The sequence below is a fragment of the Xanthobacter sp. BG11Y11_SDJG genome, assembly GCF_057364445.1.
Map to the genome: position 1 here is coordinate 1 of NZ_JBNFNU010000866.1, position 612 is coordinate 612.

The window sequence follows — 612 nt, forward strand, 5'->3', positions numbered from 1 at the left end:
TCGCGGCCGAGGGGCCGCTCGCCGCGCTCGGCGGTCAGGGCGGCCGCGGCGGTCGGCGCCGACCATGCGGGTGTCGACATCATCGCCGATCGGGACGGGCGGCTTATGTCTGAGTGATTCCATGCAGCCTGGAAGGGCCTTACGAGGCCACCGGGCCGCGACATGGCCGAGCCGCTCGCCGCTCGCCTCGCCGCCGCCCGTCCCTCCCGCCCGAAGGACCCCCCCTGTGCGCGTCTTCGTCTGCGAGTTCGTGACCGCGGGCGGCCTCAGGGACGGGCCGGCTGCCGCAGGACCTTCGGTGCCGGAGGGCACGCGCATGCGCGACCGCCATCTGCGCCGACCTTTGCTGCTGCCCGGCGTGCGGGAGGTGCTCACCGCCCATGACGACCGGCTGCCCGCCCCAGCGACGCCTCGATCCCGGTGCCGGAGGGCGCCGACCCGTGGGCGGCGTGGAGCGCGCTGGCGGCGCAGGCGGACGTGATCTGGCCGGTGGCGCCGGAGACCTCGGGCCTGCTCGCGGCCATGATCCGCCGGCTGGGGCGCGGCGGCGCGCGCCTCGTCGCCAGCGACGCGAGGCGGTGGAGGCCTGCTCCCGCAAGAGCGCGACCGCCC

General features: G+C 77.0%; 1 pseudogene. It reads left to right on the forward strand.

The features are described from left to right. Positions 1 to 414: 414 nt before the first annotated feature. A pseudogene (locus tag AC2W7M_RS27025) lies at positions 415 to 612 on the forward strand (ATP-grasp domain-containing protein); the annotation flags it as partial.